The organism is Gelidibacter gilvus (assembly GCF_004115975.1).
Lineage (GTDB): Bacteria > Bacteroidota > Bacteroidia > Flavobacteriales > Flavobacteriaceae > Gelidibacter > Gelidibacter gilvus.
Window position 1 is genome coordinate 391328 of record NZ_SDDZ01000002.1, and the last position, 23680, is coordinate 415007.

The 23680-nt window shown below is 36.6% G+C and carries 21 protein-coding genes; 8 read left to right on the top strand and 13 right to left on the bottom strand.

What is annotated here, in order from left to right; genetic code table 11:
- Positions 1-96 precede the first annotated feature (96 nt).
- Positions 97-474, top strand: coding sequence for a LysM peptidoglycan-binding domain-containing protein (locus tag ESZ48_RS05720; RefSeq protein WP_190246202.1), 378 nt, complete (start codon positions 97-99; stop codon positions 472-474).
- A 394-nt stretch (positions 475-868) separates the two neighbouring features.
- Here ESZ48_RS05720 and cmk read toward each other — a convergent pair whose 3' ends face one another.
- The 3 genes from cmk to lon all read right to left on the bottom strand — a co-directional run bounded on the left by cmk (position 869) and on the right by lon (position 5159).
- The gene (gene cmk, locus ESZ48_RS05725) at positions 869-1561 is read right to left on the bottom strand and encodes a (d)CMP kinase (RefSeq protein ID WP_129016364.1); all 693 of its coding nucleotides are present in this window, start codon (positions 1559-1561) and stop codon (positions 869-871) included.
- A 33-nt stretch (positions 1562-1594) separates the two neighbouring features.
- The gene (gene porQ / locus ESZ48_RS05730) at positions 1595-2614 is read right to left on the bottom strand and encodes a type IX secretion system protein PorQ (protein ID WP_129016365.1); all 1020 of its coding nucleotides are present in this window, start codon (positions 2612-2614) and stop codon (positions 1595-1597) included.
- Positions 2615-2708: 94 nt separating this feature from the next.
- Positions 2709-5159: an endopeptidase La gene (gene lon, locus ESZ48_RS05735; RefSeq protein WP_129016366.1), complete on the bottom strand. Its 2451-nt coding sequence runs from the start codon at positions 5157-5159 to the stop codon at positions 2709-2711.
- 325 nt (positions 5160-5484) lie between these two features.
- Between lon and ESZ48_RS05740 the strand changes: the two genes are divergently transcribed.
- The 4 genes from ESZ48_RS05740 to ESZ48_RS05755 are packed head-to-tail and all read left to right on the top strand — an operon-like array spanning position 5485 to position 8466.
- Complete coding sequence (locus tag ESZ48_RS05740) at positions 5485-6045, top strand: RNA polymerase sigma factor (RefSeq protein WP_129016367.1); 561 nt, start codon at positions 5485-5487, stop codon at positions 6043-6045.
- A gap of 11 nt (positions 6046-6056) precedes the next feature.
- Positions 6057-6614, top strand: coding sequence for a hypothetical protein (locus ESZ48_RS05745; protein WP_129016368.1), 558 nt, complete (start codon positions 6057-6059; stop codon positions 6612-6614).
- A gap of 10 nt (positions 6615-6624) precedes the next feature.
- A complete protein-coding gene (locus ESZ48_RS05750) occupies positions 6625-7707 on the top strand; it encodes a hypothetical protein (RefSeq protein ID WP_129016369.1) in 1083 nt (360 codons plus the stop codon).
- A 45-nt stretch (positions 7708-7752) separates the two neighbouring features.
- Positions 7753-8466, top strand: coding sequence for a head GIN domain-containing protein (locus ESZ48_RS05755; protein ID WP_129016370.1), 714 nt, complete (start codon positions 7753-7755; stop codon positions 8464-8466).
- Between the two features lie 64 nt (positions 8467-8530).
- Here ESZ48_RS05755 and ESZ48_RS05760 read toward each other — a convergent pair whose 3' ends face one another.
- From ESZ48_RS05760 to glgB, 4 genes are all read right to left on the bottom strand, one after another.
- On the bottom strand, positions 8531-9907 hold the full coding sequence (locus tag ESZ48_RS05760) for an MFS transporter (protein WP_129016371.1): 1377 nt from the start codon (positions 9905-9907) through the stop codon (positions 8531-8533).
- Positions 9908-10064: 157 nt separating this feature from the next.
- Positions 10065-10883, bottom strand: a complete 819-nt coding sequence (locus ESZ48_RS05765; RefSeq protein ID WP_129016372.1) for a M48 family metallopeptidase — start codon at positions 10881-10883, stop codon at positions 10065-10067.
- 104 nt (positions 10884-10987) lie between these two features.
- Positions 10988-13393, bottom strand: a complete 2406-nt coding sequence (locus ESZ48_RS05770; RefSeq protein ID WP_129016373.1) for a glycoside hydrolase family 31 protein — start codon at positions 13391-13393, stop codon at positions 10988-10990.
- Between the two features lie 118 nt (positions 13394-13511).
- Positions 13512-15707 carry a 1,4-alpha-glucan branching protein GlgB gene (glgB, locus tag ESZ48_RS05775; RefSeq protein WP_129016374.1) on the bottom strand — a complete coding sequence of 732 codons (2196 nt, stop codon included), beginning with the start codon at positions 15705-15707 and terminating at the stop codon, positions 13512-13514.
- Between the two features lie 184 nt (positions 15708-15891).
- On the opposite strand from glgB, the gene msrB reads away from it, so the two are divergent.
- Entirely contained in the window at positions 15892-16383 is a 492-nt protein-coding gene (gene msrB / locus ESZ48_RS05780; RefSeq protein ID WP_129016375.1) for a peptide-methionine (R)-S-oxide reductase MsrB, read from the top strand.
- Between the two features lie 370 nt (positions 16384-16753).
- The gene (gene lpdA, locus ESZ48_RS05785) at positions 16754-18130 is read left to right on the top strand and encodes a dihydrolipoyl dehydrogenase (RefSeq protein ID WP_129016376.1); all 1377 of its coding nucleotides are present in this window, start codon (positions 16754-16756) and stop codon (positions 18128-18130) included.
- 120 nt (positions 18131-18250) lie between these two features.
- On the opposite strand, the gene ESZ48_RS05790 is transcribed toward lpdA, so the two are convergent.
- The 6 genes from ESZ48_RS05790 to ESZ48_RS05815 form a co-directional block, all read right to left on the bottom strand.
- Positions 18251-18739: a porin family protein gene (locus ESZ48_RS05790; RefSeq protein ID WP_129016377.1), complete on the bottom strand. Its 489-nt coding sequence runs from the start codon at positions 18737-18739 to the stop codon at positions 18251-18253.
- 2 nt (positions 18740-18741) lie between these two features.
- Positions 18742-19164: a type II 3-dehydroquinate dehydratase gene (aroQ, locus tag ESZ48_RS05795; RefSeq protein WP_129016378.1), complete on the bottom strand. Its 423-nt coding sequence runs from the start codon at positions 19162-19164 to the stop codon at positions 18742-18744.
- An 83-nt stretch (positions 19165-19247) separates the two neighbouring features.
- On the bottom strand, positions 19248-19859 hold the full coding sequence (locus ESZ48_RS05800; protein WP_129016379.1) for an outer membrane beta-barrel protein: 612 nt from the start codon (positions 19857-19859) through the stop codon (positions 19248-19250).
- A gap of 172 nt (positions 19860-20031) precedes the next feature.
- Positions 20032-20640: a porin family protein gene (locus ESZ48_RS05805; protein ID WP_129016380.1), complete on the bottom strand. Its 609-nt coding sequence runs from the start codon at positions 20638-20640 to the stop codon at positions 20032-20034.
- A gap of 175 nt (positions 20641-20815) precedes the next feature.
- Complete coding sequence (locus tag ESZ48_RS05810; RefSeq protein ID WP_129016381.1) at positions 20816-21340, bottom strand: outer membrane beta-barrel protein; 525 nt, start codon at positions 21338-21340, stop codon at positions 20816-20818.
- Between the two features lie 163 nt (positions 21341-21503).
- A complete protein-coding gene (locus tag ESZ48_RS05815) occupies positions 21504-22016 on the bottom strand; it encodes an outer membrane beta-barrel protein (protein WP_129016382.1) in 513 nt (170 codons plus the stop codon).
- A gap of 666 nt (positions 22017-22682) precedes the next feature.
- Between ESZ48_RS05815 and xerA the strand changes: the two genes are divergently transcribed.
- Positions 22683-23594, top strand: a complete 912-nt coding sequence (gene xerA / locus ESZ48_RS05820; protein WP_129016383.1) for a site-specific tyrosine recombinase/integron integrase — start codon at positions 22683-22685, stop codon at positions 23592-23594.
- Positions 23595-23680 lie beyond the last annotated feature (86 nt).

The following is a 23680-nucleotide window of genomic DNA, read 5'->3' on the forward strand; positions in this document are numbered from 1 at the left end:
GATTCAGTAAACATTGGTCGCGATAGCGTTATTATTTTATATAATTATTCGATATATTTACGTTTACACTAATTTTAAATTTAAAAAATAACTATCATGGTAAAATCTAAGTATCAAAGTGTTTTAGATCTAGGACAGGAACTTAACATTGAAAATGGCGATGTTTCAGAAGAAAATGGCGTCTTAAAAATTAAAGGAACTGCAAAAAATCAATACGAAAAGAATCTTCTTTGGGATAAAATAAAGGCAGTTGGTGGTGAAAACCCTACGGATATCAATGCAGATATAAAAGTGGCAGATACTTCTGTTTTTGCGAGACATACCGTGAAGTCAGGAGAAACTCTAGGCAAAATAGCAAAACAATATTATGGTGATCCTTCCAAATACCAAAAAATCTTTGCTGCCAATTCTGATATTTTAAAGAATCCAGATTTGATCCATCCAAATCAGGAGCTTATCATTCCAAATTTATAAATCATAGTATACTTTCATTAAAAAAACGATCTTCTGGGTCGTTTTTTTTTATGGAAGAGGGTTTTTTGGGAATGGAACGCTGACCCGCCTGAACGGCCGGGCAGGCAACACTGATTTTTTGCAGATTTGCACTGATTTCTTAGGTGCCTGAAATTTCTTTAGATCTGTTGAGAATTAAAAGTTCTAAAAAATGGATTTAAATTCACTTTGCGTCTCCTGCGCCTCTGCGAGAGCATTGGAATTTGGCACTTAGCTTTTGGAGTGTATTAATTGAACGCTGAAAACGTTGATTTTGTAGCGTTAAAATTTCATTCGTTTGAAAATTGATTATTTATTTAATAAATATTCATTCGCCTATGCACCTCCTGCGCATGAGAGATAAGTCCGTCCTGACTTATTGGTTCTCAATTGTTTCTTGCGCTAAATCATAAAGTTTTTTAAACTGTGCCTTCAAGGATAGATTAGAGTTTTCGATTTCTATAGCATCTTTAGCCTTCATCAAGGGGGAATCTTCTCTTGTAGAATCGATTAAATCTCGAGATTCCACATTCTTCAAAACATCTTCATAACTCACATTTTCATTGCGATCAAGAAGTTCCTTGTAACGTCTTTTAGCTCTTGTTTCTGCGGAAGCAGTCATGAAAAATTTTAATTCGGCATCAGGGAAAACAACGGTTCCAATATCGCGACCATCCATAACCACGCCTTTCTCCTTCCCCATTTTCTGTTGCTGTAAAACCAACATTCTGCGGACTTCTGAAATTTCTGCCACTTGACTGACCCATTGTGAGACTTCTAAAGTTCGGATCTCGTTTTCCACGTTTTTACCGTTCAAATACATTTCAGCAAAACCTACATCTTCATTATATTTAAAATTAATTCTTAGACTGTCTAGATCGGAAATCAATTTTTCAATATCAAAATGATCTTTAGAGATGATACCATTTTGCATCGCATATAAAGCGACTGCTCTATACATGGCGCCAGAATCTACATAGACATAGCCCAAAGCTTTGGCTAATTGTTTTGCAACCGTACTCTTTCCTGTTGATGAAAAACCGTCAATGGCAATAGTAATCTTCTTCATATTAATTTTCCGTTGAGAAGGAATTTTTTTAATTTATCTTAAATCTATTTGTAATCCGAAAAAACTGGTGTTTGATGCCCCCGTATAACGAGCATGTGTATAACTGAAACGCATTTTGTTCATCTTGATGCCAATCCCGAAAGAGAGTCCCGAAAAGTTCCGCTGATCAACGATTCGAAGTTCTTCAGCACGCCTAAAGTTATAACCAAATCGCAGATTAAATCCTCTCTCAGGAAAAAGCTCAGCACCAATAATGGTGTGGCGCATCACTTCGTTTAAAAATCCCACCTTTTCTTGGGTCTGATTGCCATCTAAATCGGTGGTTGCCCTTGCAGGGTTCGAAAATCCGATGGGCCATTGCTGTAAGTTTTCAAAAGTAAGATGCCATCTTATTGGCACATGTTGCAAGGTTTGAGAGAGTCCTAAATTGACCTCCAAGGGTAATTTCTCGTGCAGATCAGCATAGGTTGTAAACTGGGTGCCAAAATTTCGCACGGTCAATGCAGCATGGAAATCAAGATCCTCATTGATATACATTACGCCAGCATCAATGGCACCACCAATAGAATTGTATTGCTCCAGTTGCGAAGTAATCAATTTTCCACTGGCACCAATATAGAAATCTGAATAGGGAATTTTGAACGCATAGCCAAAAGATAAAGCCGCTTCACTCCCTGAAAATGTACCGGTAGAGACGCCATTTTGATCGTACCCATCAAATTTGCCGTAATTAATATAGGTCATCCCAATATGAAATGTTTGCACACGTCTGTCCCAGGTATACGCATAAGCTCCCGTACCATAACTGATACCACCCAAATAACTTGAATAATTTAAGGCCAACTGGTTATCCATTTCAGGATTTATAGATGCAGGATTGTATAATCCTCCCGTAACGTCATAATCAAAATTAGTGATCACCTTACCGCCTAATGCGGCTTGACGAGGTGAGGATACCAAATTCAAGAATTGATAAGTAGATTCACCACCAAGTTGCGCGAAAACTGAGATGTTCGAAACAATACAGAATATAACAGTAATCCTCTTGATCATAGAACGACAAAAGTAGTATTTCTTACTTAAAACGCTGATATGTTTGATTTATTTTTAAATCAAAAAAAACGGCAACAAATTGTTGCCGTTCATATTATAGAGTTTTTGCGTTCTTCACTTTCTCGTCAGTGAGAGCTACTTTTAAAACATCTCTCATATCTGTTACATAATGAAACGTCAACCCTTTTAGATACTCAGGTTTTATCTCTTCTATATCGCGTCTATTATCTTCGCAAAGTAAAATTTCTTTTATCCGAGCACGTTTGGCTGCCAAGATTTTTTCTTTGATACCGCCAACTGGCAATACCTTTCCTCTTAAGGTAATCTCACCTGTCATGGCCAAGCTACTTTTCACTTTACGCTGAGTAAACAATGACACTAATGAGGTCAGCATTGTAGCCCCTGCACTAGGCCCGTCTTTTGGCGTTGCACCTTCTGGAACGTGGATATGCACATTATATTTTTCAAACACTTCTGGGTCAATGTCAAATTCTTCAGCATTTGATTTTATGAATTCCATGGCAATTGTGGCGGATTCTTTCATGACCGTTCCTAAATTACCAGTAATGGTCAACGTTCCCTTTCCTTTGGAGAGAATGGATTCGATAAATAAAATATCACCTCCTACCCTTGTCCAGGCCAATCCAGTAACTACACCAGCAACATTGTTGCTTTCATATTTGTCACGCTGCATTCTTGGAGATCCCAATACTTCCAAAATATCCTCATTGGTTACCTTGATATTATAGGACTCTTCCATAGCGATATTTTTTGCCGCAAAGCGAACCATTTTTGCCAATTGCTTTTCAAGTCCTCTTACTCCAGATTCTCTCGTATAACCCTCAACTATTTTTTCCAACTGTGGTTTGGCAATTTTCAAATGCTCATCCGTTAAACCATGCTCCTTAATCTGTTTTGGTAAGAGGTGACGTTTGGCAATTTCTACCTTTTCTTCAATGGTATACCCCGTAACATCAATAATTTCCATACGGTCCAACAATGCTGGTTGAATGGTACTCAAACTATTTGCTGTTGCAATAAACATCACCTTAGAAAGGTCAAAGCCCATTTCCAAAAAATTATCATGGAAATCGCTATTTTGCTCAGGATCCAAAACTTCCAACATCGCAGAAGACGGATCTCCTTGATGACTATTGGATAATTTATCAATCTCATCCAAAACGAAGACTGGGTTAGAAGTTCCAGCTTTTTTCAAACTTTGAAGGATTCGACCTGGCATGGCACCAATATATGTTTTTCTATGACCGCGGATTTCTGCTTCATCACGCAGTCCTCCTAATGACATTCGCACATATTCACGGCCTAAAGCTTCTGCTACCGATTTACCCAAAGACGTCTTCCCTACTCCAGGAGGTCCGTATAAACAAAGGATAGGCGATTTCATATCATTACGCAATTTTAAAACTGCCAAATATTCGATAATTCTTCTTTTGACATCATCCATTCCGTAATGGTCACGATCCAAAATGCGTTTGGCACGTTTTAAATCGAATTTATCCTTACTGAACTCATTCCAAGGCAATTCTAAAAACAGTTCCAAATAGTTTCTTTGAATGGAATATTCTGCAACTTGCGGATTCATCCGTTGCATTTTCATCAATTCCTTTTGAAAGTGTGCATCAACTTTCTCATCCCATTTTTTGGCTTTCGCCAGCACTTTCATCTCGTCAATCTCTTCATCATAAGAAACCCCACCCAATTCTTCTTGAATGGTTTTCATTTGTTGATGAAGGAAATATTCTCGTTGTTGTTGGTTCATGTCGCTCTGAACCTTGGACTGAATGACATTTTTAAGTTCCAATTTTTGGAATTCGACATTCATGAATTTCAAAGTTGCCAAGGCACGCTCCTTCAAATCGTTGATTTCCAATAATTTTTGTTTTTCCTCAACAGAAAGGTTCATGTTGGAAGACACGAAATTCACCAAAAACGAATTGCTTTCAATATTCTTAATCGCAAAACTTGCTTCTGATGGAATGTTGGGACTTTCACTTATAATTTGAAGCGCCAAATCTTTGATGGATTCAATAATGGCAGAGAACTCTTCATTATCTTCGGCTGGCTTAGCCTCCGCAACATCTTTAACTGTTGCCGTAATATAAGGTTCTTCCGTGATGACCTGATCAACTTCAAATCGTTTTTTTCCTTGAATAATGATGGTGGTATTACCATCTGGCATTTTCAGGACACGGAGTATACGGGCTACTGTACCTGTTTTGTAAATATCCTTCCCTTCAGGATCTTCTATACTTCCATCTCTTTGGGAAACAACTCCAATGACCTTGCTTCCTTTATTGGAGTCATTGATTAGTCTAATGGATTTATCTCTTCCGGCAGTGATTGGGATTACTACACCTGGAAATAATACCGTATTCCGTAAAGGTAAAATTGGTAAGGTGGCAGGTAATTCTTCGTTGTTTATTTGTTCTTCATCTTCTGGTGTCATCAACGGAATTAACTCAGAATTTTCGTCAAACTCCTGAAATGACAAACTGTCAAGACTTAAAAATTTAGATTCTTTCATATTATGTTTAAGGTCATTATGTCATAATAGTGACATAATTATATATTTTGCGTTAGTAAAAACTTTAAATCACTCGCTGAAAACCAGCAAGTTAACACATAATGTGTCAGTAATGAACTCATATGATTTCAATAGTTATGCCATAGTCGGTTTGTTGTACACCGTTTCCCTTTAGGCACTCATAGAATACACAGATTGGCGCCGAATTGGTTTTTTAAAATTGTGTGAGCAATCTTCGGTCATCGGTCATCGGTCATTAAAATATTTTTCAAAAAACTGTAACAAAGATTAAGTAACTTCATCTTTATAACAAAGCAATTGTTTTTTGACACAAACCAACCCTCATATTGAAGTTTTGCTTGAGCAATGTAAATCTGGTGACCAACGTGCGCAAATGGCCGTTTACAACAGCTATTATAAGGCCATGTACAACACAAGTTTTAGAATTGTAAAGGACAGTTTTAAGGCCGAGGACATTATGCAAGAATCTTTTTTAACGGCTTTTACAAAACTTGAGACACTTAAGGAGCATTCGATGTTTGGTTCTTGGTTGAAGAGAATTGTCATCAACAATAGCATTTCTGAATATCAAAAAAATAAAAAAGACAACAATGTTCCTTTAGAAAACGTCTTATATAAAGTAGAGGATGATCAAGGTGTTGTTGAAGATTATGAGTGGACTAACATCAAAGCGGCACGAATAGTACAGTGTATGAAAAGTTTAAAGGAAAACTATCAAATTGCCTTGACCTTGCTTTTAATTGAAGGTTATGATTACGAAGAAATTGGTGAGATTATGGATATAAGTTATGCTAACTGCCGAACCATGATCTCTCGAGCCAAAGACAGTTTGAGACAAAAGTTAAAACCTGTGGTGGGACTTTAAAAGTTGAAATTATGAAAACAGATGAAATAGAAGAACTTTTCAGGGATTTAAAACATGAATTTGACGTGGAAACACCCGAGCTTGGTCACCAACAACGGTTTTTAGATAAGTTAAATTCAATAAACACAAATGTTGTTGATAACGTTCCAAAAAGAAAGTCATACACAGTTATTCTTTCGATTGCTGCATCGATAATGATGTTTCTTGGACTGTTTATCTTTTTACAAAACAAAATGGAAGTTAATGATTTGGCAGGCGTATCTCCAGAATTGTCTCAAACCCAAGATTTTTTTACAACGGCAATTTCATCTGAGCTGAACAAAATAAAAGCACAGCGGAGTCCAGAAAATGAAATCCTTGTTTCAGATGCTTTAAAACAAATGGAATTGTTAGAAAAAAATTATGAAAGATTAAAACTTGACCTTAAGGAAAGTGGTAATGATAAACGCGTCATTTATGCCATGATCAGCAATTTCCAAAGCAGAATCGATATTTTGGAAAATGTTTTAAAATCTATTGAAAACCTTAAGGAATTCAAACAATTAGAACAAACTCAAATGACCCTTTAAATTAGCACCTATGAAAAGCAAACTATATTATCTCCTGATCTTATTGCTCACTTCCCAATTAACTTTTGCGGGAAATGAATGGAATGGCAGGCACACCAAAGAGAAAACCATAAAAAAAGAATATACAGTCAATCGCGACGCCTTGTTAAAAATCAGTAATAGTTATGGTAATATCAATATCATCACCTACTCCGGAAATACGGTCAGTATTGAGGTAAACATCAAAACTAATGGCAACAATCTGGAAAAAGTACAGGAAAAATTAGATGAGATTACTGTTGATTTTCAAGCCTCTTCATCAATCGTCTCTGCTAAAACCATCTTCGGAAAAAACAAATCTGGAAGCTGGTGGAGCTGGGGTAGAAACACCACTGTCAATATGGAAATCAATTATTTAGTAAAATTACCAATGAGTAATAGTGTGGATTTGAACAATGATTATGGAAGTATTAACCTTGACCGATTGGAGGGTCACGCCAAAATTAACTGCGATTATGGAAAAATAACCACCAAAGAGTTGATGGCCGACAATAATTTGATCTCGTTTGACTACACGAATAACAGCTATTTCGAATACATTAAAAGCGGAAAAATCAATGCAGATTATAGTAGTTTTACCGTAGCAAAAACTAAAAACCTCGATATAAATGCGGATTACACAAAGTCGATGGTGGAAATTGCGGAAGATGTTAGTTACACATGTGATTACGGATCTGTAACCGTTCAAAAAGCGAATAATGTGAAAGGTAATGGTGATTATCTGACCGCACGTTTTGGAGAAATCTATAAAAACATTCAAATCACGGCCGACTATGGCTCTATCAAAATTGATAAACTGACTAAAAATGCAGGCAACGTTTCCATAGATGCAGATTATACTGGTGTCACCATAGGATATGATTCCGGATACCAATTTAAGTTTGACATCAAACTGGAATATGCTTCGCTGAGAGGCGATGAAGACTTTCAATTCCTTAAGAAGAAAGTGGAATCAACCAATAAATATTACCAAGGGTATCATGGTGATGCCAATGCCAACAACCTCATTAAAATTACTTCTGATTACGGAAGTGTCACCTTTAAAAGAAATTAATTAACACGGTTTTCGCCATCGCGGAAATAATAACAATCAAAACTCATGAAAAAAACAATTCTATTTGTTGCAGCGCTACTCCTTGCAATCACAATTCAAGCCCAAAAGAAAATTAAAGGAAATGGCAACGTCACGACCATTAACAGAACGACTTCAGATTATGATGCCGTTACATTCGCGGGGTCTTTTGATTATATCCTGGTCTCTGGGGCGGAGGGCAAAATTAAAATTGAAGGTGAAGAAAACTTGCTGCAATATATTATTACAGAAGTAAAAAATGGCACATTAAGTGTCAGAACCGAAAATAGAATCAGTTTACAAACCTCAAAAAATAAAACTATCAAAATAACGGTTCCGTTCAAAGATATTAATGCCGTATCTCTAACCGGATCAGGAGATGTTTGGAATGAAAACACCATTTCAGCAACCCATTTCAAGACCTCGGTGACAGGTTCAGGAGACATCATATTAGATGTGGAATCAACATCGGTAGATGCCAGTGTTACAGGTTCTGGAGACTTGACCTTAAAGGGAAGAACAAACAATTTAAAAGTGAGCGTTACGGGCTCTGGAGATTATAAAGGTTTTAATCTTATAGCCAATAATGTGGACGTTTCGGTAAATGGTTCAGGAGATGCCAAAGTGGTATGCAACGGCAATTTAACAGCACGTGTATCTGGATCTGGTGATATAAAATATTCAGGAAATCCTAAAACTGAAGATACGAAAGTTGCCGGTTCAGGTAGTATTAGTAATTAATAGAAATAGGATATATTCTTTTTTTGATTACTCCTTATAATTATAACGATTAGAGCTAAAAAAATTATGCTTTTCTTGGAACTCTAAAAAGCAGCAAAATTCCGACCAAAAAGAATATAAACAGGAATAAAATGGCATTTCGCATACTGCCGGTAATTTGATCGATAGTAGCAAAGATGACCATCCCGATAACAATTCCGATTTTTTCTGCCACATCATAAAAGCTAAAGTATGAAGTGGTGTCTTTAGTTTCCGGTAGAAATTTGGAATAGGTTGAACGCGCCAAAGATTGGATCCCACCCATAACAAATCCGACGAAACCTGCAGCAATATAAAAATCCATTGGGGTGGTCATGAAATAGGCGTAAAAACATAAGCCCATCCAAATGAAATTCACAACAATCAAGGTGTTGATGTTGCCAAACTTAGCCGAGGCTCGAGATGTTAAAATCGCGCCCATTACGGCCACTAATTGAATAATTAAAATACTGAAAATTAAACCCATGGTTTTTCCGTCGCTATCCTTCCACGCTATTTCTTCTTCACCAAAATAAACAGCAACCAACATAATGGTCTGAACTGCCATACTGAAAACAAAGAAGGCTCCGAGATAACGTTTCAATCTTAAATTATTGGTCAAGGCTTTCCACACGGTTCTGAGCTCCTTAAAACCATTAAAAACAATCGATTTGGTGACTTCATGTCCATTTGAAACGCCTTTTGGTAACATATAAAAAGTGTACTGGCTGAACAGAATCCACCATAAACCTACCGTAATGAACGCTACTCGCATGGCTTCAATGGATGCGGCATTTCTCGCTGCTTCAGAAGCAACTTCAATTTCGATGGCAGAACCAGTCGCTAAAACATCTGGTGCAATAGCTATATTAAATCCAAAAGTTTCTGGGTACATCACCATGGCGAGATTGAGGATCAACAAAATCACGCTCCCAATATATCCCAACGAAAATCCTTTGGCGCTGATTTTATCTTGCTGTTCAGGAAAAGCGATATCAGGAAGATAGGAGTTGTAGAATACCAAGCTTCCCCAATAGCCTATCAAGCCCATAAAATAAAACAGTAAACTCAGATGGATCCGTTCCAAGCTAAACCAATACAAGCCAATGCACCCAAGTCCGCCAACATAACAGAAAAACTTCATGAAACTCTTCTTGTTGCCAACGTAATCTGCAATACCAGACAAAATGGGCGATAAGATTGCAACAATCAAAAATGTAAATGCAGTAACAAATGTAATCAGGGCTGTACTTTTAAATTCAAAACCAAAAGCACTGACCTTTTTGACCTCAGAAATAAACAATGCAGAATAAAATATGGGAAATATGGAAGACGCGATGGTCAACGTATAGACTGAATTTGCCCAATCATAAAATGCCCAGGCGTTCAGTAATTTCTTACTCCCTTTTTGATATTGCTCCATTGAAGGTTTATTAATTATTTTCTATTATTAGATATTTATTATTCTTGCTCGATCAAAAATGAATGCAACAGATTTTGAAAACAAAAAAGCTGTTCGCTCCAAATTTTGGGCATGAACAGCTTTTAAAAATAGTTATTTATTTTACAACAGCGATGGATTAACTTTTAAATGTAGTTACTCCAAATTTCTTGGCTTCTGCTCTGGCTTTTTCAGCATGAGCTTCAATGTTTTTAATACGTGTTTCATTGGCAGGGTGCGTGCTTAAAAATTCAGGTGGAGCTCCTCCTCCACTTTGAGCATTCATACGTCGCCATAAGTTGGCAGCTTCCATAGGTTCATAGCCTGCAATCGCCATTAAATACAAACCAATCTCATCTGCTTGGGTTTCATGGCTTCTGCTAAAAGGAAGCATCACGCCTACTTGAGACCCAACACCGTAAGCTTGGTTAAAAAGATTTAACGTTTGTGGATCGCTAATCACTACATTCCCGGCTACAGCACCCATTTGCTGTAACATTCCGGCACTCATACGTTGCTGACCATGATTGGCAAGTGCGTGAGAGACCTCATGCCCCATAATGGCTGCTAATCCAGCCTCATCTTGAGCAATTGGTAAAATACCCGTGTAAACCACAATTTTACCGCCCGGCATACACCATGCGTTCACCGTTTTATCTTCAACTAAATTGTATTCCCATTTGTAATCTTTCAAATAACCCTGATATCCATTGGCATCTAACCAGCGTTCAGCAGCTACTGCTATTTTTTGACCAACACGTCTCACCATATCGGCATCCTTCGTATTTCTAACCACCTTATGTTCCGTAAGAAACTCATCATACTGCGCAAAAGCAGTAGGAAAAAGTTGTGAATTTGGAACAAGGGCCAATGTCTTATTTCCCGTAAATGGATTCGTAGCGCAGGATAAAAATAGTGCCAACGCACCCATTGCTACAATTGAATTCTTATATCTCATCTGTTATTTTATTAAGATTTATTAAGCATAAAAATACAAAAACCATTCCCTTATTGATTAACTCAAAAAGAAATAGTTTTTGCTTTTGTGAAATCAAAGAAATTCTACTTCCCGAAAAGATGTAATTCGGTAAAACCTTTGTCGATGATCATTGAATTATTACCATTCATTTTAAGATCATTTAAAGATATTTCTTCGTTATCAATCTGAACTTTAGTGATGGTAAATGGAAGTCCATGGAATTCAATTTTAAACTTCTGGTATCCGGCATCAAATTTTCCTTCTTTGTGTTGTTGGATAATAAGTTCATCAGATTTTCCTGTCAACTTAAACGTTCTTAGACTATAACGTCCTTTTTTATAATCATACCCATCATGGGCATCATCAAATAAAATAGAGGATTCCTTTCCGTTTTTAAAATAAACTTCAAGTTTTACTTCATCAATATCGATCTCACCAACATATTGCTGCACAGGGAATTTTGGAATGATGGCTCCAGCTTTTACAAAAACCGGGATGGTTTCAATATCAGCATCCACCCACATTTCCTTTCCTCCTGAAACAATCTGATCCGTCCAAAAGTTGAACCATTCACCACGAGGAATAAACATGCGTCTTCCGCGGGCATTTGGTTCTAATATTGGACACACCAACATATGGTCTCCAAAGATAAACTCATCAGACCTGTAATGTGTATGTACATCTTCTTGATCAAATAATACTAAGGATTTCAACATCGGAATACCTTCTTCAACATATTTCCAAAAGGACGTGTATAGATAAGGTAATAATTGGTAACGCAATTCAATCCATTTACGGACAATATTGGTGACGTCTTCATCAAATGCCCAAGGCTCTTGATTCCCGTGATCACCTGAAGAGTGTACCCTAAAGAAGGGATGGAAAATTCCAAGTTGAATCCATCTGGTGAACAACTCACCACTTGGCTGTTCTGCAAATCCACCAATATCACTACCGGCAAAAGAGAATCCCGACATGGCCATACGTTGTGCCTGTATATTGGCAATCCATAAATGTTCCCATGTGGCTACATTATCTCCTGTCCATGTAGAACAATAGCGTTGTGTACCAGAGTAGGCAGCACGCGTAATCACAAATGGTCGTTTTGGATAGGCAAATTTCTTCACACCTTGGTAGGTTGCTCTTGCCATCTGCATACCATAAACATTATGCGCCTTTCTGTGACTACAACGGTTTCCATCATATTCGTGTCTCACATCGTCAGGAAAAGTCTTATTGGGAACTTCCATCACTGCAGGTTCGTTCATATCATTCCAAACGCCTCTAACACCAATGTTCTCAACCAAATCCCTGAATAAATCAGACCACCAGTCACGCACTTTAGCATTTGTAAAATCAGGGAAATAACATTCTCCTGGCCACACTTTACCCTTCATATACGGACCATCGGCACGCTTACAGAAGTAATCTTTGTCCAGTGCTTCCTTAAAAACCGTATACTCCATATCTATTTTAATCCCAGGATCAATGATGACGACCGTTTTGAAACCATCATCTGCTAATTCCTTGACCATGCGTTTTGGATCTGGGAAATGATTTTTATCCCAAGTAAAACATCTAAACCCGTCCATATAATCGATGTCCAAATAAATGGCATCACAAGGAATTTTTAATTCCCTAAACTTTGACGTGACTTCTTTTACTGTCGATTCTGGGTAATAACTCCATTTACACTGATGAAAACCCAATGCCCATAGAGGTGGCAATTGATGTGGTTTTCCAGTTAAATCGGTATAATTGGCAACTACATCTTCCATTTGTGGACCGTAAATGAAATAATAGTTCATTTCACCGCCTTGAGCCCAGAAACTTGTAACGTTGCGTCTTTCTTGACAGAAATCAAAATAGGATCTAAAGCTATTGTCAAAGAAAATTCCGTAAGCTTTTTTATCCTTTAAGCCCGTGTAAAATGGAATGGCCTTGTAAATAGGATCAGTATCCTTACCAAACGCGTAACTGTCCGTCACCCAATTTTCAAAGCGTTTGCCCTTTAAATTGAGATCAACTGGTTTGTCTCCCAATCCGTAATAGCTCTCACCATCATGGGACGACTTACTCATTTTCACAATATTACCGCCATATTCATAGCTTTCTTCCCAATGGAAACCCAATTCGTCTTCATTGATAAGTTTATGATCTTTGGCATCAAAAATCAAGACTTGTAAATTCTCCTTTTTGATATGACAAATAAGCTTAGAAGTTGTAATCTTATAAGATTCCGCTTCTTCTTCAATTTCTAAAAAGTTGTAACCTTTGCTAGCATGTTTTGTGATAGCATAAGAAAAATCATTTTCAAAGGTTCCAGTAGTCGTATATCTAAAACGTAGGACACTATCCCTTAAAATGGTCATTTCTAAAACGACATCGTTCTCTGTAGTAAAATAAAGTGTATCTACGTCCTTTCTATAGGCTACTATTTTTGATGGGAATAGATTTCCCTTTTGTTCTAAATCAGTATTTATAATCATAATATGGTATTAAAAATCACAAAAAAACACATAAGTTTTCAAATATAAAATTTAAGTTGATAGTACTTGTTAACTACAACGATTGCGACTTGAATAATTAATAAAATTGAGCTGACTATTACTCTTTTTTGTCAGTTTTCTTAGGAATTGACTTGGATTTGGTGGATTTTGAAGTGGTTTTGCTTGATTTATTCTTAGTTGGCTTTACGGAAGACTTAGTTTTAATTTCCTTTTCTACCAATTCTATTTTAGGAATAATAACATCAGATTTTTTCTTATCGGTTTTCTTATCTGAAACTACCGCCTTAGGTTTCGTTTTCACTACTTTTTTGGGTGACTTCTTTACAGTTTTTGCTTTCTCTTTGACAATCGATTTATCCGACGCCTTTTTAGAAGGCTTTGTTGATTTTATATATTTAAAAGCAACCATTCCTAAAGGTGGGATGATGATTTCTGCAGAATGCTCCCGATTGTGCAATTCGGCCTTCTTGGTCGTAATGACTTTATTTTTAAAATCGCCTGTACCATTGTAAATTTCATCATCACTGTTGAAAATCTCTTGAATCTTCCCCTTATGAGGCATTCCTATACCGTAATTGACCATAGGTGTTGGTGTCATATTACAGGCGACGATGATATCGTTTTTGGAGTCATTCCCTTTTCTTATATATACTAAAACCGAGTTTTTATGATCATCATAAGCAATCCATTCAAAACCTTCACCCGAAAATTGTTGTTCATACATTGCAGGTTCCGATTGATATAAACCGTTTAAATCGATGATCAGGTTTTGAATCCCCTGGTGAAATTTAGAATCTAATAAATGCCAATCCAAACTCGATCTAAAGTTCCATTCGTTGTTCTGACCAAATTCACAACCCATAAATAGCAATTTGCCTCCAGGATGTGTAAACATATAACTGTACAACAATCTCAAATTGGCAAAACGTTGCCACTCATCGCCGGGCATACGTCCTAAAATAGAGCGTTTGCCATATACGACTTCATCGTGGCTTAATGGCAACATGAAATTTTCAGAAAACGCATAGGTCATTGAAAAAGTCAAGTCGTTTTGATGGTATTGTCGATAAATAGGTGGTTTGCCAAAGTATTCGAGCGAATCGTGCATCCAGCCCATCATCCATTTCATGCCAAACCCAAGTCCGCCAGAAAATGTAGGTCGGGATACCATTGGGAATGCTGTAGACTCTTCAGCAATGTTCTGTACATCTGGATAATTGGAATATACAGCTTCATTCATCTCCTTTATAAAAGCAACAGCGTCTAAATTCTCTCTTCCACCGTACATATTTGGCTCCCAATCACCTTCATCTCTGGAATAATCCAAATATAACATGGAGGCTACGGCATCAACGCGCAATCCGTCAGCATGATATTGGTCCAACCAAAAAAGCGCATTACTGATCAAAAATGATTTGACTTCGTTGCGTCCATAATTAAAGATCAAACTTTTCCAGTCATGGTGATAGCCTTTGCGTCTATCTGGATGTTCGTACAAACAGGAACCGTCAAAATACCCGAGTCCGTGTGCGTCTTCAGGAAAATGTGAAGGCACCCAGTCCAAAAGAACGCCAATATCATTCTTATGAAGCGTATCGACCAAAAACTTGAATTCTTCAGGATAACCAAAACGTGAGGTTGGCGCAAAGTAGCCAGTTATCTGATAACCCCAACTTGGGTCATAAGGAAATTCCATAATGGGCATCAGCTCCACATGTGTGAATTTCATTTTTTTGACGTAAGCAACAAGATCATCAGCCAATTCAACATAAGACATAAATCGATCTTCTTTTTCATGGCGTTTCCAAGAGCTTAAATGCACTTCGTAAACGGAGTATGGCGCATCTAGGGCATTGTTCTTTTTACGTTTGGACATCCAATCGTCATCCTTCCATTTATAATCATCCTCCCATACAATGGAAGCCGTTTGTGGCGGATGTTCAGCACGACGTGCATATGGATCTGCCTTTTCTGTTTTTATATTGTTATGATGGCTCGTAATTTTATATTTGTAGATATTGCCTAGTCCTACTTTAGGAATAAAGCCTTCCCAAACACCACTTTTATCCCATCTGACATTGAGCTCATGTGCATTTTCATTCCATTTATTGAAATCGCCAACCACAGAAACTCTTTTAGCACTCGGGGCCCAAACTGCAAAATAAGTGCCTTTTATACCATCGACTTCCATGATGTGCGACCCAAACTTTTCGTAAAGCCTGAAATGCTTTCCAGCCAAAAATAGATTGATATCAAAATCGGTAAAACGACTACAAGGCGTTACTTTTGCCATATTTAAAGTTTAAAAGGGTTAAAAAGTGTTAAGAACTTTGAAAATAAAATCCTAAAGTACTAAAATTACGTAGACAAAGTAACATGAAATGCGTATTTAAAATCCTTAGGATTATCTTAACGCTTTATTGAGAAAGGAAACAGAATACCTTTCGACTTAATTTTAAATCCACAAATAGATCCTTATGAAAACTCTCCCGTTAATACTTTTATTGAGCATTATTTTTAGCTGTAACAGCTCTGCTCAAAAGAAAGACAGTGATACGCCGAAAACCAAAGAATTTAAAGTTTCCAAAACTGATGCCGAATGGAAAGCTCAATTAACTGCAGAACAATATCATGTGCTCAGGAAAGCAGGTACGGAACGGGCATTCTCCAGTCCGTTAAATGATAATCATGACGTAGGAACCTATGTTTGCGCAGCGTGCAAAACCCCATTGTATAAAAGTGAGCATAAATTCGATTCAGGAACCGGTTGGCCAAGTTTCGACAGAGTTATTGAAGGCAATGTCGCGTTTTCTACCGATAAAAAATTAGGATATATGCGCAATGAAGAGCATTGTGCCACATGTGGCGGCCATTTAGGTCATGTTTTTGATGATGGTCCAAGAAAAACCACCGGAAAACGTCATTGTATCAATGGAGATGCTTTGGAGTTTGTTCCGGCCAAAAAGTAAATTCCAATTTTTTAAATTCCAAATTCCAATTGGTAGATTCACAATTGGAATTTGGTATTTGGTATTTGGTGTTTTATAGTTCAATAAACACAAGTGCAGACGACATTTTACTGACCATATATAATCAAATCATAGTGAACAGTTTCAGTGTCCATAATGTCCAACAGCTATGATGGGTTTTAGGGAATACATAATTCAAATCACTTCTCACATTAAGGCTTAAAAATTCAACCTTACAACCTACGGTCAGCAACAAAGACCATTTACAAACAATTCTTAATAACTATTCCCATATTTGGATTTGGTAATTTGCAATTTGAAATTTACTTTTTGTAACTTCGTAGCTTCTAATCACGATTAAAAAATTCTCATGAGTAAATACGATATCATTGTTCTTGGAAGTGGTCCTGGTGGCTACGTAACTGCTATTAGAGCATCACAATTAGGTTTCAAAACTGCAATTATTGAAAAAGAAAGTCTTGGTGGCGTTTGTTTGAATTGGGGCTGTATCCCAACTAAAGCCTTGCTAAAATCGGCAGAAGTTTTCGAATATCTAAAACATGCTGAAGATTATGGCCTTTCTGTAAAGGAAGCCGACAAAGACTTCACCGCTGTTGTAAAACGCAGTCGCGATGTTGCAGGAGGCATGAGCAAAGGGGTTCAGTTTTTATTGAGGAAAAACAAAATTGATGTCATTGAAGGTTTTGGAAAACTTAAACCTGGAAAGAAAGTTGACGTTGACGGAAAAGAATATAGTGCTGACCATATCATTATTGCTACTGGAGCACGATCAAGAGAGTTGCCTAGTTTAAAACAGGATGGCAAAAAAGTGATCGGCTATAGAGAAGCTATGGTTTTAAAAGAGCAGCCTAAAAAAATGATTGTAGTAGGTTCTGGCGCTATTGGCGTAGAGTTTGCCTATTTCTATAATTCTATGGGCACAGATGTGACCATTGTTGAATATTTACCGAATGTTGTTCCTGTTGAAGATGAAGAAGTTTCAAAACAATTGGAAAAATCATTCAAGAAAAGTGGTATCAAAATCATGACGTCATCTGAAGTTACCAAAGTAGATACTTCAGGAAAAGGTGTTGTTGCCACTGTAAAAACTGCAAAAGGCGAAGAAACGCTTGAAGCAGATATTCTTCTTTCTGCTGTTGGAATCAAATCGAACATTGAAAACATTGGCTTGGAAGATGTCGGGATTGCAGTGGGCAGAGATAAGATTTTGGTCAACAATTACTACCAAACCAACATTCCAGGATATTATGCCATTGGTGATGTTGTTGAAGGACAGGCTTTGGCACACGTTGCTTCCGCAGAAGGCATATTATGTGTGGAAAAAATTGCAGGTCAAAATGTGGAGCCATTAGATTACGGCAACATCCCTGGATGTACTTATGCCACTCCCGAAATTGCAAGTGTCGGGATGACCGAAAAACAAGCTAAAGAAAAAGGATACGATATAAAAGTTGGGAAATTCCCATTCTCTGCATCAGGTAAAGCAAGTGCTTCTGGAGCAACAGAGGGCTTTGTAAAAGTAATCTTTGATGCCAAATACGGCGAATGGTTGGGTTGCCATATGATTGGTGACGGCGTAACCGATATGATTGCGGAAGCGGTTTTAGGACGTAAACTAGAAACCACAGGTCATGAAGTATTAAAAACCGTGCATCCACATCCAACGATGAGTGAGGCGGTCATGGAAGCTGTTGCTGTGGCTTATGGTGAAGTGATTCATTTATAATCCCCTCCTAACCTCCCCGAAGGGGAGGAACTGATACTCATAAAATTAAAAAAAGCGATTCAAAATTTGAATCGCTTTTTTTATTGGAATTTTGAATTTATTAATTTTTTTGGTGCTATTCTATAATATAAGTCCTAAGCCGAAAAACAAGCCATTTGGCGCCAATTCATCAAGACCTAAAGCAAATTTGATGTGGGCATCCAGCGACTGCGTAATGTCATAGCTTGTGCTAATATCTGCACCAATCTTAAGTTTATTGTTGAAAAAATCAAAAAAGTAATTCACACTAGGTCCTGCCATTAAGTGTAATTTATTGGCCACTTCATATTTCGCATAAATAGGAACATTCAAAAAATTAAAATCGCCCACTGAAATATAGAGTACCTCAGGTTGAATGGTCAAAAAATGATCAATTGGAAATTCTACAAAGACACCACCATAAAATCCGGTTTCAGAGATTGAGTAAAATCCGAGATCTTGTAAATCCACGGTAAAAAACGTCTTATTCAATCCGCCTTTCACACCAAATCGAGTATCAAGATCTTGAGCATTGACAACTAGTGCAGCCATCATAAAAAACGCTACTAATACAATTCTTCGATAATTCATTTCTATTCATTTAAAAAACTCTGAATGGCCAATTCATAACTCTGTAATCCAAAACCAACAATCACTCCTTTAGCATTTGGCGCAATGAAGGAGTGGTGCCTAAAATCTTCGCGAGCAAAGGTGTTTGAAATATGAACTTCAACTACAGGGGTTGTAATTGCTCTTACCGCATCTCCAATGCCAACAGAGGTATGCGTATAAGCCGCAGCATTCAAAATGATGCCGTCATAGCTGAAACCAACCTCTTGGATTTTGGAAATCAACTCGCCCTCAATATTCGATTGGAAATGGTCAATTTTAATCTTGGAGTATTTGGCTTTTATGGTTTCTAAAAAATCTACTAAAGTGAGACTTCCGTAGACATCCGGCTCTCTAGTGCCCAATAAGTTCAAATTTGGGCCATTGATGATGATCAGTTTTTTCATAGGATAAAAGTATTAAAAATAGAGACATAAAAAAACCACCAAAAATTTTGGTGGTTTTTAAAATATGATAATGTGTTTTAAACTTAAAGCTTAAACAACAATCCAAATTGTGCAGTGTCAAAAAAGTTATTGAACACGTTGATGTTGCCATTAAAACCAGAAACTGCCTTACCACCATCTACTTTAGCAGAAGAATAAGACAATACGTCTGCAAGACCAAATGAGATAGCAATATTTTCAGTTACGAAATAGTTAATACCTAAATTAAGACCTGCACCAAAGCCATCGGCTTTAACATCAGCAATTTTATCTTTGTTTGAAACATAACCTAAACCTAATTCTGTATAAGTTTTGAAACGTTTCCCTAAATCCAAGAAGTAATAACGTGCAAAAACGCCAGCTCCAAAAGATTTATTATCGCCAGTATCAATTCCTGCTACTTCTCTAGTTGAAGAGGCATAGAGACCTTCTACTCCAACGGCAAAATCTTCGGTTAAAAAATATCCAACTTTAGGACTAATAGTGAATCCGCTCGTTTTCGTGTCAGAATTTTTGTTGTTTGTAGTATTGAAACCAAGACCACCTTCAAGCATAATACTCCCTTCTTCAAAACCGTAAGTAGTTTCAACTTCTTGAGCATTGACATTTGATAATCCAAAAACTGCAAACGCAGCCATAAACATTACTTTTTTCATTTTTTAAATTTTTAAGTTCTTATTAAATTTGAGGGTGCAAAAATAGATCGATTTTTCAATTGAAAGAAATTAAAAACCCTGTATTTACTGAGGTTTTCATATATTTTAGGCGTATAAAAAACCGAAGCTTTTGGCTTCGGTTTCTATGTTATTGATAGTGTATGAGTTGCTCTTAGAATGAAAAGCCAACTCCAAATTGCCAAACTGAATTTTTAGCATCAACATTCTGAAGAAGCGTATTGTCCTTGTAAATATTAGTCAATCCAAGATTATATCTGGCAGAAAGTGACAACCCATTATCAAATTTGTATCCAGCTCCTAAGGCTAAATTAGTATCAAAGTTTTTGATATAGGAATCATCCGTATTGATTTCAATTTCTCCTCCTTCTGATCCAGGCTTATAGTCAATTTCTTCTTTCACTTTAAAACCAAATTGTGGTCCAGCTTCAGCATACAAACCTTTAACGATATAAACTTTCGCCATTAAAGGAACTTGGATATAATCCATTTTGTATTCTGCTTCCTCATTAAAAGCTGAAAACCCCTGACCTGAATACAAAACTTCAGGCTGGAAAGAGAAGCGTTCACTTATAGGAATTTCCATAAATAAACCCAAATGAAAGCTAGTTAATTGGTCAGAATCACCAATGTCATCACTTGTAATGTTTGCAAGGTTAACCCCACCTTTTACACCAAACTGAATGGTAGTGTCATCTGACTGTGCATAAATTGTTGTGGCACTAAATAGCCCTATAACTGCCACTAAAAATAAATTTTTCATAATTTTTGTTTTTAAATTGATTTCAAAGGTAAGTAGGTAACCCCTTACGTTTTTCAAGATTAACAGAGTTTAACGAGGATCAGATATTTTTAACATTTCTTTATATTTCTAACTCAAGAACACAAAAAAACCGAAGACAATGCTTCGGTTTTTTCTTAAATATTTTACAATTTGGTTAGAACATATAACCCAATCCTACTTGCAATGTATTAACTTTTCCTTTAATACCTGATCCTTCAAACTCGGCACTATTGGCTATTCTATTGGTCACCTCAAAACCATATCTTGCTTCTAAAAAGAAGTTCTGGGTTATTTTATAATTTGCACCAAAAGTCAAGTCAATTCCAAATGAATTCACACCATTAGTTTTCTCTTCCAAGCTAAGATTACCCTGAGGACCCGCTAAAATTCCGAATGCATCAGATACCATAAATTTAGCCAAAATTGGAATGTAAAGGAAGCTGGCTTCGTTGGCCTTGGCATACAGAACCTCAGGTTGAATATGAAATTTTTCAGAGATTCCAAAATCAGCAACACCACCAACAAAGAAACCTGATTCATCACCAGAAACTGAGCTTCCTTGGGCTGATACCTTAGCTGAAATATTGGTATACCCTGCCATAACTCCAAATTGAGATTGTGCAGTAACATTAGACAATCCAAAAACTGCAAAAGCAGCCATTAACATAAGTTTTTTCATTTTTTTTTATATTAGGTTTAGATTAATTTGAGAGCGCGAAAATAGGACAATATTCATCATTAAAAAAAATAAGTCGTTGTGTTGTACTGATGTATTTATCGAATTTGATCATAAAAAAAACCGAAGGGTTGCTTCGGTTCTATTTAAATATTTTATGATTTGGTTAGAACATATAACCTACACCCACATGCAACGTATTAAATCTTCCTTTGACACCAAGGGAACTATCACTGACTCTATTGGTCAATTCAAATCCATATCTTGCTTCTAAAAGGAAATTTTTAGTGATCTTATAATTCCCACCAAATGTAAGGTCCACACCTAATGAGTTAACACCATTAGGCATATCCTCTAATATTATATTGGCTTGAGGACCAGCTAAAATTCCGAATTCTTCTGTTACCATATATTTAGCTAAAACTGGAATGTACAAGAAATTGGATTCCGAGACATTTGCATATAGCACTTCTGGTTGGATGTGGAATTTTTCAGAAATAGTGAAATCAGCCACCGCCCCAACAAAAAATCCTGATTCTGCTTGTGAAGCAGATATTCCATCATAAGAAGCTTTTTCGGAAATATTGGTATATCCCGCCATAACTCCAAATTGTGATTGTGCAGTAACATTAGACAATCCAAAAACTGCAAAAGCAGCCATTAACATAAGTTTTTTCATTATTTTAAATTTAGGTTTAGATTTGATAGGTGCAAACTAAAGAAATTTTTATTGAATAAAATAAACAAAGCTTGAGTTGTTAATATTAATCTTAACAACAAAATGCATGGCTCTTAATATGAGCTAATTATAATATATCATACTAACAATTCAGATCCTATAGCAATTAAACAGGTGTTTAAATCTAATATAATTGAGTTTTCACTTAAAACATGTACCCAATTGAAAGTTGAAAAACACCATTTTTCAGGTCAACATTGAGTTCGTTATCAGAAATATTAGATAACCCAAAATTATAGCGTGCAGCAAAATTCAAACCGCCGCCCAACATATGCTATAATTGAATCTAAAAACTGCCAAAGCAGCTATTAACATTAATTTTTTCATTAGTTATTTGTTTTTAAATTAATAATTATGACACTATTTAATTTTGGTCAAATATTATTCGCTATCGTTGGAATTGTAAGCTTCTCTAATATTGTGTTGTCGTGATGCGTACATTTTGGAAGCTTCAAAAACTTAAACATTAAGTAGAAATTTCTAGAATTGACCGATTTCATTTGATTCTTTTATGCTGTTTGTACTTGTAAAATAGTATCATTGTACTGCGAATCACAAACGTGATGACCTCATATTACTCTATATTTTAATTAAAAAAAGCTAGTGATGAAGTGGCATGATGCTCTCAATGATTATCAACTCTATTTGAAGATTGAGCGTGGTTTGTCTCAAAACTCCATTACCAATTATGCCTATGATATAAAAAAACTCATTAGCTTTTTGGAGCTTCATGACATGATTATTTCTCCAATTGAGATTGACCATAGCGCCATACAACAGTTTATATACGAGACGTCCAAAAACGTAAATGCCAGATCTCAGGCACGGATTATTTCAGGGCTAAGAAGTTTCTTTAGCTATTTGGTGTTTGAGGATTATCGAAAGATCAATCCGCTGGACCATATTGAATCGCCTAAAACAGGTCGGAAATTACCTGATACATTAAGTCTTGAAGACATCAACAATCTCATTGGGGCCGTTGAACTCACCAGAGAATATAATGGCGTTAGAATTGGCGAACGCGATCGGACGATCTTAGAAACACTTTATAGTTGTGGTTTACGCGTTAGCGAATTGACCAATCTTAAAATTTCTGATCTTTTCTTTGACGAGGGATTTATAAAAGTCACTGGAAAGGGCGATAAACAACGCTTTGTCCCAATTGGTAATTCTACGCAGAAATATATCACGATTTATAAAGACGAGGTCCGTTCAAAAATAAATGTTCAAAAAGAGTTTAAGGACACTCTCTTTTTAAATCATCAGGGAAAACAGCTGACTAGAGCGATGATTTTCACAATTATTAAAAGGCTTGCTGAAAAGATAAATCTCAATAAAATCATTTCACCACATACTTTTAGGCATTCTTTTGCTACGCATTTATTGGAAAACGGCGCCGATTTGAGAGCCATACAGCTAATGCTCGGTCATGAAAGCATTACCACTACAGAAATTTATATGCATGTTGACCGGTCTCATTTAAAGGAGGTGCTCAACAAATTCCATCCACGACGTTAATTCTCATTAACCATCGTTTTAATCCAGATATCGTAAATTTTACGTTCGTAGCTTAAATTATCCCAATCTTATCATTTCTTCTCATT

Excerpts from the sequence above, each read along its gene's own strand:
- ESZ48_RS05800 (WP_129016379.1), bottom strand. The coding sequence starts at position 19,859 with ATGAAAAAAGTAATGTTTATGGCTGCGTTTGCAGTTTTTGGATTATCA.
- ESZ48_RS05815 (WP_129016382.1), bottom strand. The coding sequence starts at position 22,016 with ATGAAAAAACTTATGTTAATGGCTGCTTTTGCAGTTTTTGGATTGTCT.
- ESZ48_RS05810 (WP_129016381.1), bottom strand. The coding sequence starts at position 21,340 with ATGAAAAAACTTATGTTAATGGCTGCTTTTGCAGTTTTTGGATTGTCT.
- ESZ48_RS05765 (WP_129016372.1), bottom strand. The coding sequence starts at position 10,883 with ATGAGATATAAGAATTCAATTGTAGCAATGGGTGCGTTGGCACTATTT.
- porQ (WP_129016365.1), bottom strand. The coding sequence starts at position 2,614 with ATGATCAAGAGGATTACTGTTATATTCTGTATTGTTTCGAACATCTCA.
- ESZ48_RS05770 (WP_129016373.1), bottom strand. The coding sequence starts at position 13,393 with ATGATTATAAATACTGATTTAGAACAAAAGGGAAATCTATTCCCATCA.
- ESZ48_RS05755 (WP_129016370.1), top strand. The coding sequence starts at position 7,753 with ATGAAAAAAACAATTCTATTTGTTGCAGCGCTACTCCTTGCAATCACA.
- aroQ (WP_129016378.1), bottom strand. The coding sequence starts at position 19,164 with ATGAAAAAACTGATCATCATCAATGGCCCAAATTTGAACTTATTGGGC.
- msrB (WP_129016375.1), top strand. The coding sequence starts at position 15,892 with ATGAAAACTCTCCCGTTAATACTTTTATTGAGCATTATTTTTAGCTGT.
- cmk (WP_129016364.1), bottom strand. The coding sequence starts at position 1,561 with ATGAAGAAGATTACTATTGCCATTGACGGTTTTTCATCAACAGGAAAG.
- ESZ48_RS05745 (WP_129016368.1), top strand. The coding sequence starts at position 6,057 with ATGAAAACAGATGAAATAGAAGAACTTTTCAGGGATTTAAAACATGAA.
- ESZ48_RS05805 (WP_129016380.1), bottom strand. The coding sequence starts at position 20,640 with ATGAAAAATTTATTTTTAGTGGCAGTTATAGGGCTATTTAGTGCCACA.
- ESZ48_RS05720 (WP_190246202.1), top strand. The coding sequence starts at position 97 with ATGGTAAAATCTAAGTATCAAAGTGTTTTAGATCTAGGACAGGAACTT.
- ESZ48_RS05750 (WP_129016369.1), top strand. The coding sequence starts at position 6,625 with ATGAAAAGCAAACTATATTATCTCCTGATCTTATTGCTCACTTCCCAA.
- glgB (WP_129016374.1), bottom strand. The coding sequence starts at position 15,707 with ATGGCAAAAGTAACGCCTTGTAGTCGTTTTACCGATTTTGATATCAAT.
- ESZ48_RS05790 (WP_129016377.1), bottom strand. The coding sequence starts at position 18,739 with ATGAATTATCGAAGAATTGTATTAGTAGCGTTTTTTATGATGGCTGCA.
- ESZ48_RS05760 (WP_129016371.1), bottom strand. The coding sequence starts at position 9,907 with ATGGAGCAATATCAAAAAGGGAGTAAGAAATTACTGAACGCCTGGGCA.
- lpdA (WP_129016376.1), top strand. The coding sequence starts at position 16,754 with ATGAGTAAATACGATATCATTGTTCTTGGAAGTGGTCCTGGTGGCTAC.
- lon (WP_129016366.1), bottom strand. The coding sequence starts at position 5,159 with ATGAAAGAATCTAAATTTTTAAGTCTTGACAGTTTGTCATTTCAGGAG.
- xerA (WP_129016383.1), top strand. The coding sequence starts at position 22,683 with ATGAAGTGGCATGATGCTCTCAATGATTATCAACTCTATTTGAAGATT.